This window comes from Acinetobacter sp. SH20PTE14, assembly GCF_021391555.1.
GTDB classification, from domain to species: Bacteria; Pseudomonadota; Gammaproteobacteria; order Pseudomonadales; family Moraxellaceae; genus Acinetobacter; species Acinetobacter amyesii.
The window spans coordinates 1-8,008 of record NZ_CP090071.1; the positions used below are offsets into that span (position 1 = coordinate 1).

At 34.2% G+C, this 8,008-nt stretch carries 11 protein-coding genes; 8 read left to right on the forward strand and 3 right to left on the reverse strand.

Translation table 11 applies throughout. The features are described from left to right. The first annotated feature begins 130 nt into the window (after positions 1-130). From mobQ to LXF01_RS17415, 3 genes are all read left to right on the forward strand, one after another. Complete coding sequence (gene mobQ, locus LXF01_RS17405) at positions 131-1,885, forward strand: MobQ family relaxase (protein ID WP_233945590.1); 1,755 nt, start codon at positions 131-133, stop codon at positions 1,883-1,885. 686 nt (positions 1,886-2,571) lie between these two features. Then, complete coding sequence (gene repM, locus LXF01_RS17410; protein ID WP_005174434.1) at positions 2,572-3,495, forward strand: replication initiation protein RepM; 924 nt, start codon at positions 2,572-2,574, stop codon at positions 3,493-3,495. 60 nt (positions 3,496-3,555) lie between these two features. Continuing rightward, positions 3,556-4,122, forward strand: a complete 567-nt coding sequence (locus LXF01_RS17415; RefSeq protein WP_233945591.1) for a plasmid replication DNA-binding protein — start codon at positions 3,556-3,558, stop codon at positions 4,120-4,122. A 189-nt stretch (positions 4,123-4,311) separates the two neighbouring features. Here the strand turns inward: LXF01_RS17415 and LXF01_RS17420 are convergent, their stop codons facing one another. Beyond that, positions 4,312-4,626: a hypothetical protein gene (locus LXF01_RS17420; RefSeq protein ID WP_005108843.1), complete on the reverse strand. Its 315-nt coding sequence runs from the start codon at positions 4,624-4,626 to the stop codon at positions 4,312-4,314. Positions 4,627-4,705: 79 nt separating this feature from the next. On the opposite strand from LXF01_RS17420, the gene LXF01_RS17425 reads away from it, so the two are divergent. The 5 genes from LXF01_RS17425 (at position 4,706) to LXF01_RS17445 (ending at position 6,963) form a co-directional block, all read left to right on the forward strand. After that, a complete protein-coding gene (locus tag LXF01_RS17425) occupies positions 4,706-5,164 on the forward strand; it encodes a hypothetical protein (protein WP_233945589.1) in 459 nt (152 codons plus the stop codon). Continuing rightward, positions 5,154-5,480 carry a hypothetical protein gene (locus LXF01_RS17430; RefSeq protein ID WP_005108845.1) on the forward strand — a complete coding sequence of 109 codons (327 nt, stop codon included), beginning with the start codon at positions 5,154-5,156 and terminating at the stop codon, positions 5,478-5,480. Before LXF01_RS17425 ends, LXF01_RS17430 begins: the two co-directional genes overlap by 11 nt. 579 nt (positions 5,481-6,059) lie before the next feature. Then, positions 6,060-6,260: a hypothetical protein gene (locus LXF01_RS17435; protein ID WP_163146734.1), complete on the forward strand. Its 201-nt coding sequence runs from the start codon at positions 6,060-6,062 to the stop codon at positions 6,258-6,260. A 174-nt stretch (positions 6,261-6,434) separates the two neighbouring features. After that, positions 6,435-6,680 carry a type II toxin-antitoxin system RelB/DinJ family antitoxin gene (locus tag LXF01_RS17440; protein ID WP_111885987.1) on the forward strand — a complete coding sequence of 82 codons (246 nt, stop codon included), beginning with the start codon at positions 6,435-6,437 and terminating at the stop codon, positions 6,678-6,680. Then, a complete protein-coding gene (locus tag LXF01_RS17445; protein ID WP_074947749.1) occupies positions 6,670-6,963 on the forward strand; it encodes a type II toxin-antitoxin system RelE family toxin in 294 nt (97 codons plus the stop codon). The genes LXF01_RS17440 and LXF01_RS17445 overlap by 11 nt, the downstream gene beginning before the upstream one ends. A gap of 45 nt (positions 6,964-7,008) precedes the next feature. Here LXF01_RS17445 and LXF01_RS17450 read toward each other — a convergent pair whose 3' ends face one another. Beyond that, positions 7,009-7,329: a GrlR family regulatory protein gene (locus LXF01_RS17450; protein ID WP_179997607.1), complete on the reverse strand. Its 321-nt coding sequence runs from the start codon at positions 7,327-7,329 to the stop codon at positions 7,009-7,011. A gap of 176 nt (positions 7,330-7,505) precedes the next feature. Continuing rightward, positions 7,506-7,880, reverse strand: coding sequence for a hypothetical protein (locus tag LXF01_RS17455; protein ID WP_086322809.1), 375 nt, complete (start codon positions 7,878-7,880; stop codon positions 7,506-7,508). Positions 7,881-8,008: the final 128 nt, after the last annotated feature.

Sequence of the window (8,008 nt, forward strand, 5' to 3'; positions counted from 1 at the left end):
ATTTCATTCAAAAGTGGACGTTGCGACAGGGGAAACCCCTGTACCCCATGACCTCGCTTTAGCATGGTCAGCAACTTTTTCAAAGTTGCAAAAATCAAAACCACGGTATGCAGAAATTTAGGTTTTTAAAGTGGCAATTTTTCATTTGAATGAAAGCAACATCTCACGAAGTGACGGACGTTCAGCCGTTGCTTGTGCTGCTTATCGTGCCTGTGAAAAATTAGAGGATCTGACTTTTGGAAAGACTCAGGACTACACTAAAAAAAAGGGACTTGAATACAAAAATATTTATGCACCAGAACATACCAATACAAAACTTTTAGACCGTCAAACACTTTGGAATACAGTAGAAAAAAAAGAATTCAATGCCAATGGCTCAATGAAAGCCAATGCACGACTCGCCAAAGAATATATCTGTGCTTTACCACATGAATTAACAGATGCAGAACGCATAAAAATCGTTGATGACTTTTGCCGAGACTTTGTGAACAAGCACAATGTTATTGTCGATGCCTGCATCCATGCACCACATGAACATAACGATGAAACCAATAATAAAAACTATCACGTACACATGATGTTCACGACCAGACTCATCAATGAAAAAGGCGAATTAGGAAAGAAACAAAGAATCTTCAACGACCATGGTCCCGAGATCCTGAAGGACAGCCGAGCAACTTTTGCCAATGTTGTAAACACAGTATTGGAAAATGCCGGACTAGACGAACGCATCGACCACCGGAGTTACAAGGATCAGGGCTTAGACTTTCTTGAACCCACTCATCATGAAGGGCATGAAGCTACAGCACTTCGCAGACAATATGATGAGGAACAAAAAAGACCGCTTGACGAACGTAACACTGAAATTGTGCTACCAAGAATTGCACTTGAAAATGAAGCCATCAAAGCCAAAAATTTAGATGCTGCACGAGAATACCAACAGATCATCAAGGGCCTTGATCAAGAAATTATTGTTCCAAGTCGATTAGAAGATCAGATTACCCAACTAGAGAACGAACTTCAGTTAACCGAAGCAGAAGAAAAAGAGCTTTTAGCAGAATTAGAACATCTCAACCTAGAAGAAGAACGCCTGCAAGAACAACAGGTTCAACAGATTGACAACGCATATGATGACTTCATTCGTTGCCAGGATATTTATGCAGAATTTGCTAGTCAGTTTTACACCATTCAAAGCAATGCTGCTAATAATCAAAAACAGATTGAATCAAATCTCACCAAGACAAAACGATGGTTAGCAGAAAACAAAAGCGATTTTTACCTACGTAACGATAATTTGTTTTATGACTCTTACCATCATACTTACAGAGATATAAAAAAACCTGATTTTTATGCGACTGAAAAATCAGTAGAACAGGCAAAAAATGAGAACTGGAGAGAATACGCAACCGAGGTCGAACAACTTGCTAAAGAATACGATATTGAGAATGTCGTCAAACGCTTAGGCCAATGCTCAGAGATACTGGAAAATAATGGGATTGAACGACCAACGATAAAACCCACTTTCTGGCAAAAGCTAAAACGAGAGTACGTTCACTCTTTCGATACCCTGCATGATTTTAATGATGATATGAAACCTATCCTTGTCGAAAAACGGGCAGATGATCTCAAAATTGAACAAGAAAGAATGCAGCAAGTACGCCAAGCGGAAGTGGATCGCCAACGAAAAATTGAAAATGATCGCAGAGAAAGTGAATTTAGAGAGCAATTACGTAAAGAACGAGAGCAAAGAGAACAACGCTATGAACAAGATAGACGCGAACGAGAACATTTGGCATTTCTAAGACGGCAAGAATTGGAAAAACAGCAAAAAAATGAGCCTAAAAAACCAGAAAATGAAAATAAAAACGATTACCGACCTTGGTGAATGCTGTTTAAACGCAAAAAAATAGGGTTTTTAGCGATGTTTTGCTAAACCACAGTAGATTTATAGTTGAGTTAAGAAAAAACTCTTAAATCGCAAATGAGAGCATTTAGCGAGTGTCTACGAGCGAACTACAGGGATCTAAATTTTTTCACTTGTTTTTCCCTGATTACAGGCTCCCCTGTGTATCAAGAACTCAGAATCAGAGCATCCCGAATGGGTGCGAACTGATTACGGTGGCTTTATGTCGAGCGAAGCGAGTGAAAAAGTTCTATGAGCGAAGCGAATTCCTAGTTGCTTTTCTTTTTTAAAAAGTCACGAAATTTTAAGCCAAAAATTGCCCCTACGAACTGAGCGAAAGCGAAGTTCAATAGAGTTTGAGCGTAGCGAAAACCAAGGGCAATTTTTCATTCCCTGGGCTTTTAATTATTTTTAAAGTTTTTAAATGCTTTTAGGTAAGCTGAAAGCCTTGTAAATAAAGGCTTCTAGACTTCATATGACTACGTTTACCTACCAATATGACTACGTTTACCTACCAATATGACTACGTTTACCTACCAATATGACTACGTTTACCTACCATAAGTCTACCTTGTTTATCTTGTAGATTTAACCACGTTTACCTTGCATTAATCTACAGATTTATTAATATAGACTTATATTCATAACTAATAAGATAGATAAATAAAGTGCGGGATTTAGTAGTTAAAGATAATGCATTAATTAATGCGAGTTATAACTTAGATTTAGTAGAACAGCGTTTAATCTTATTAGCTATTGTTGAAGCAAGAGATAGTGGTCGAGGCATTAATGCCAATGATCCATTAGAAGTCCATGCTGAGAGCTATGTAAATCAATTTAATGTTGCAAGACAAACAGCGTACCAAGCGTTAAAAGATGCTTGTAAAGATCTATTCGTACGCCAATTTAGCTATCAAGAAATCAATAAGAGAGGAAATGTAGAAAATGTTTTAAGCCGCTGGGTCAGCGAGATTAGATATATCGATGATGAAGCAACCGTGAAGTTAATATTTGCTCCTGCAATCGTCCCACTTATTACACGTTTAGAAGAGCAATTTACTAAATATGAATTACAACAAATTAGTAATCTCAGCAGTGCGTATGCTGTGCGGTTATATGAATTGTTAATAGCTTGGCGCAGTACAGGCCAAACTCCTATTATTGAACTAGCAGAGTTCAGGAAAAAAATAGGTGTTCTTGATGATGAATATACAAGAATGGGGAATTTCAAAGACCGAGTATTAAATTTGGCTATTGCTCAAATTAATGAACATACAGATATTAAGGTCCAATGTCAGCAACATAAAAAGGGACGTAATATTTCTGGCTTTTCATTTACCTTTAAACAGAAAAAAGTCGTTATAGCTAACAATAAAAAGCAAACTACTCTTGAGATTTTCTCAAAATTTACTGATGCGCAGCGACATTTTTTTGCTAATAAGCTATCTGAGCTTCCAGAAATGAATAAATATTCTCAAGGTACTGAAAGCTACTCGCAGTTCGCAGTTCGAATTTCTGAAATGCTAAAAGATCTACAAAAATTTGAGGAGCTACTGCCATATCTAGAGAAAGTAGGCTTTAATGCAAAATAAACTTCATGTTTAGATCGGATGTTCATATGAACATCCCTGTACACGTACTGAGGGACACCATTGAACACAACAAAATTCAGCGTTATGGACGCCAGTAAAGCCTTTAAAAAGTCTAGAACAACAATTTATGAAGCTATAAAAAATGGTGAATTATCAAGGGATAGTGATGGACTCATAGACCTATCGGAATTAATAAGAGTTTATGGAAATCCAACTGGTGTTCAGTCCAGTACACGTATTGAACAAGTCCAGAAGGATGCACCTGTACGCATACAGTCCGAAATCGAAAATGTTCTAAAAGATCAGATTACTTTACTTAAAAATCAGTTAGATTTAGCAAATCAAAGAGAAAAGTCTTTGATGCAACATATTGAAGATCTAACTCATAGAATTGAGTTTAAAGGCACCTTAGAACAGCCAAAACAAGAAAATACTAATAAGCTAAATGAATCTACTAATCTAAATATAGCAACAGATCCTCGGCCAGAGATTGAGTCGAACTATGACGCATTGACTACTCCTGGGGAAGACAACAAGCGTATACCTATTCCTAAACACGTTGAACCGGAACCTAAAAAAAGGGGATTATTGGGCCGTTTAGCTCGGGCAGTTTTTACAGATGAGTAAGGTTTTATTGTTGTTTTTAGCTAAACAAAAGTGTGGAACATTGCTTGTTTATTGAGCGTGGAACGTGAGTAATCATTAAAAAAGCCCAAGTACACATACTTGGGCTTTCAACATCAATATAAAACTATGATTTATATCGAATAAAAAACAGTATTTCGTATAACGCGTATTATGTTAATTTTAGGAGATCTATACAATTCTGTACTTTTTCACAATCATAGAAAAAGCAAATAAAATACTTATCCAAAATAAATAATCAATAAAAAAATTGAGAAAAACAAATTGATCCATGCCGATGAAAATAAATAAAGGATTGATACTTATACTTCCGACTGGAGAGGTTTCACCATCTATAAGGAACTGTAGAGGAAATCCCCCAGCTATGACTTCAACTTCTCCAAGCTTATCTACAACTATGCGGTCAACTAATATATTTTTTTGATAAAGCAAAGATACGTAGGTCAAAATAATTGCTAAGAAATTAAAATATAAAAATTTTTTCATAATTTTATCTCATATATCTATTAATTTTAACAATTTTTAATCAGAGCCTTTTGGAATAATTTGCTTTAATTTCTCTATTATGATTTTATCAAAAAATTCCTTTAATATGAAAAGATTAGAATTTATTTTATTAAGTTTACTTGCAGCCTGTAGTCCAGTTACAGAAAAAATTGAATCAAATATAGTTGTTCCACGTATTCAATATACGGGGGGAGCAGATAATGCAAGTTATAGTGAGGCTAAGCTTATTAGGGAAGGTAAATGCCTATACCTAGAACATGCTGATGGATCTAAAGTTCTGCCAATTTTTGCTACAAAAACTCTAGATTGGGATATGGAAACTAAGAGCCTAAAAGTAGATTCGGATACTTATTTTTTAGGTGATAAAGCAGCATATGGAGGCGGAGAATCCTATCCTCTAGAAAAAAATAATTATTCTTGGATAACTGAAGTAGATCCTAGCTGTGATACCTCAAAAGTTATAGTTATTAGTCGACTCATAAGACCAATTGAACAGAACTACCAAAATGAAGAATAGCCTATTTTACTGTCTTGCATTAGTTTTAATTATAGGATGCCAACCATTAGAAAAGAATGGATATATTTCTATTAAAAATTGGACCAATGCCCCAATCACAGATCTTAAAATAACTTATATCAGTGCTCAAAAAACTTATAGCTTAGGTACTCTTTATCCTTATTCGGAATATAAATACGCCATCAACTATGAGCAGCATAATGAGGATTCAATAATCTTTTCATATGTAGATAAAAGTCATAAAAAGATTAATCAAGAAGTAGCTACATATGCAGCCAAATATGATAGGAGAATTTATGAAATAATTATTCAATAGAATATAAATTTATATAGAAATTACAATTACTAATTGAACGAAAGAGCTTCTATTTGAAGTTTCAAAAACTGGAGTTTTCCACCAATCTAACCTCCATTTAACATAATGGCGGTTATACGAAACTTAGATGTAAGCCCAAAGTAGAAATGTCCGGTTTCTCCAAAGTAAAAATGTCCGCTTTTAGAATATGCACTTTTGCAATTTTCTTATGTTCTTAAAAAAAATAGTTCTAATTAGTACAATAATAACTAGTAGTCTTGCTCTTGCATATGATCCTACAACGCCTTCATATTATTTAACGAAAGAATTGTGATGTGTGCAGAATATTATGCAGACTGTATTGATGTCTATGGGTCTGCTGGTAGCGGTGGAATGTCAGAGTGTGGAAACTCTTTAAATACATGCATCACTACAGGTGATTGGAATCCACCAAATCTTCCTGTACCATCATCGGATAGATTATTAAACCTTTTTAGTTCAGAAACTAGAGAAGCTACAACAAGATATACCACGGCCTAATAAATCAGGATCTCAATGTAATATGATTGGGATCCTTACCAACATATATAGAAGAGAAAAATGGATCAATTAAAAAAAATAAATGATGATTTGTATCAAGCTGCAATATTATTAGACAGTATTCCTAGTAAGATTCAATCAGATCCATCACTAGAAAATAGAGAAAATATCTTACTGATAGGAAAAGCTCTCAGTCATATTTTTGAACTCCAAAATAATATTTATAAAATTCGCCCTGATTTAAAAAATAATAATCAGTAATAACAGTTATTTATAGTATTTTTTAAGAAAGATAGCGGCTCATTTGAGAATATAAAAGTAATATTCTATTTGTAATAGTTTCTCTGAAATTAACATAATACGGATTATACGAACTAGCCACGTAATGCAACTTGCATTACAATATTCCTATGCATTCAATAAATGGGAAAAATAATGGCTACTGTTAACTTCAGGGTCGATGAAGCCCTTAAAGAAAAATCTTATTCAGTTCTAAGAGAACAAGGTATTGCACCTACTGAGTTTTTTACAAATGTCCTTGAATACATTGCAGCGACTGGGAAACTCCCTGTACAAAAAGCCTTACTCTCAGAAGAGGATACCGAGCTATTAGCGATTGTTCGTAAACGTATTAATGATCCTAAAGAAATGTTTGAGGAAATTACTTTAGATGACTTATAAGCTTTTACGTCATAAGGACTTCACAGCTGAATGGGAAAAGCTTCCTAGTGCTATAAGAGATCAATTTAAGAAAAAACTTGCCAAGGTCATAGAGCAGCCACATATTCCAAAGAATATGCTTAGAGGTGATCTTGCAGGTTGCTACAAAATTAAATTATTAAAGGCTGGAGTCCGACTAGTTTATCAAGTTAAAGATGATCAGGTAGTTATCTTGCTCATTACGGTTGGGAAACGAGCTGACAGCATAGTTTATGACGAAGCGAAAAAGCGCATTAAAGACTAAAAATGGGAGCTTAGAGCTCCCATTTTTGACTTCGCATAACGTGTATTATGTTAATTTTAGAAATAAGTCACCTATAAATTTTGCTTTTATATAAACGACTAAATTAGGTCTATTAGTAATACTCCCTAATAATTCATAATCATAATTCGTCTTTTTAATAGATACATTTAAAGTTTCATTTATAGCTTTTTCTATACTATTATCATGTTGTTTTATAATAACTTTCGATTTTTGATTAATGATTTCACCTTGAAAGGAAAATGCATAGTTTCCACCATTTATTATATTATTTTGTACTACAAAAACTCCATTACCAAAATCATTAAAATTATCTTGAAATTCAAGGAAGTAAATACCATCTCGCATTCTTAAAATACCAGTTCAACAAAGTGAGTGTTTTATATATTTTACGCCAATTTCAACTTTAAATAAGCTTTTAGTTGTTCAAACAAATTGAGCTACCTCTCCTGTAATACAAACATTAGCATTTCATAGTAGTTAACCTTTATTTAACATAAAATCTCTTATATGAAATTTAGAACTTATCCCTTAAAAAGATCATTAAAAAGCTCTTTATCTTTCTGTCTATTTTCTTCTGTCTTACTTTCCGCACTTAAAAACTGCTCAAAATCAGCCCATTGATGTTTAAAAGATTCATCATTCTTAAATTTATTCAAAACCCAAGCGCCAAGCAAAATTTTCCGTCTAGTTTCATTTTTCCGTTCTTGAGCTTTGGCTTCACTTAAAAGTTTTTGCTGCTTAAGTTTAAGCTCATTCTGTTTCTGTTTTGCCTGTTCTAAGATCTGCTCTTGTTCTTTTTTCAAATACTCAATTTGCTCTTGTAGAGATAACTTCTTCTGCTGTGCTTTAGTGAGCTTCTTTAAAACTGCATCTTTCTTTTCTTGAATATCTGACATAGTATTAAACCGTGATGATCAATAATCAAACATCATCATAGAGTCAAAAAACAAAGCGAGCAATATCAAACGTAGCGAAGCGGAGTTTTCCCGGAATGAAATGAAGGGCGCATTTACCCACTTTTATC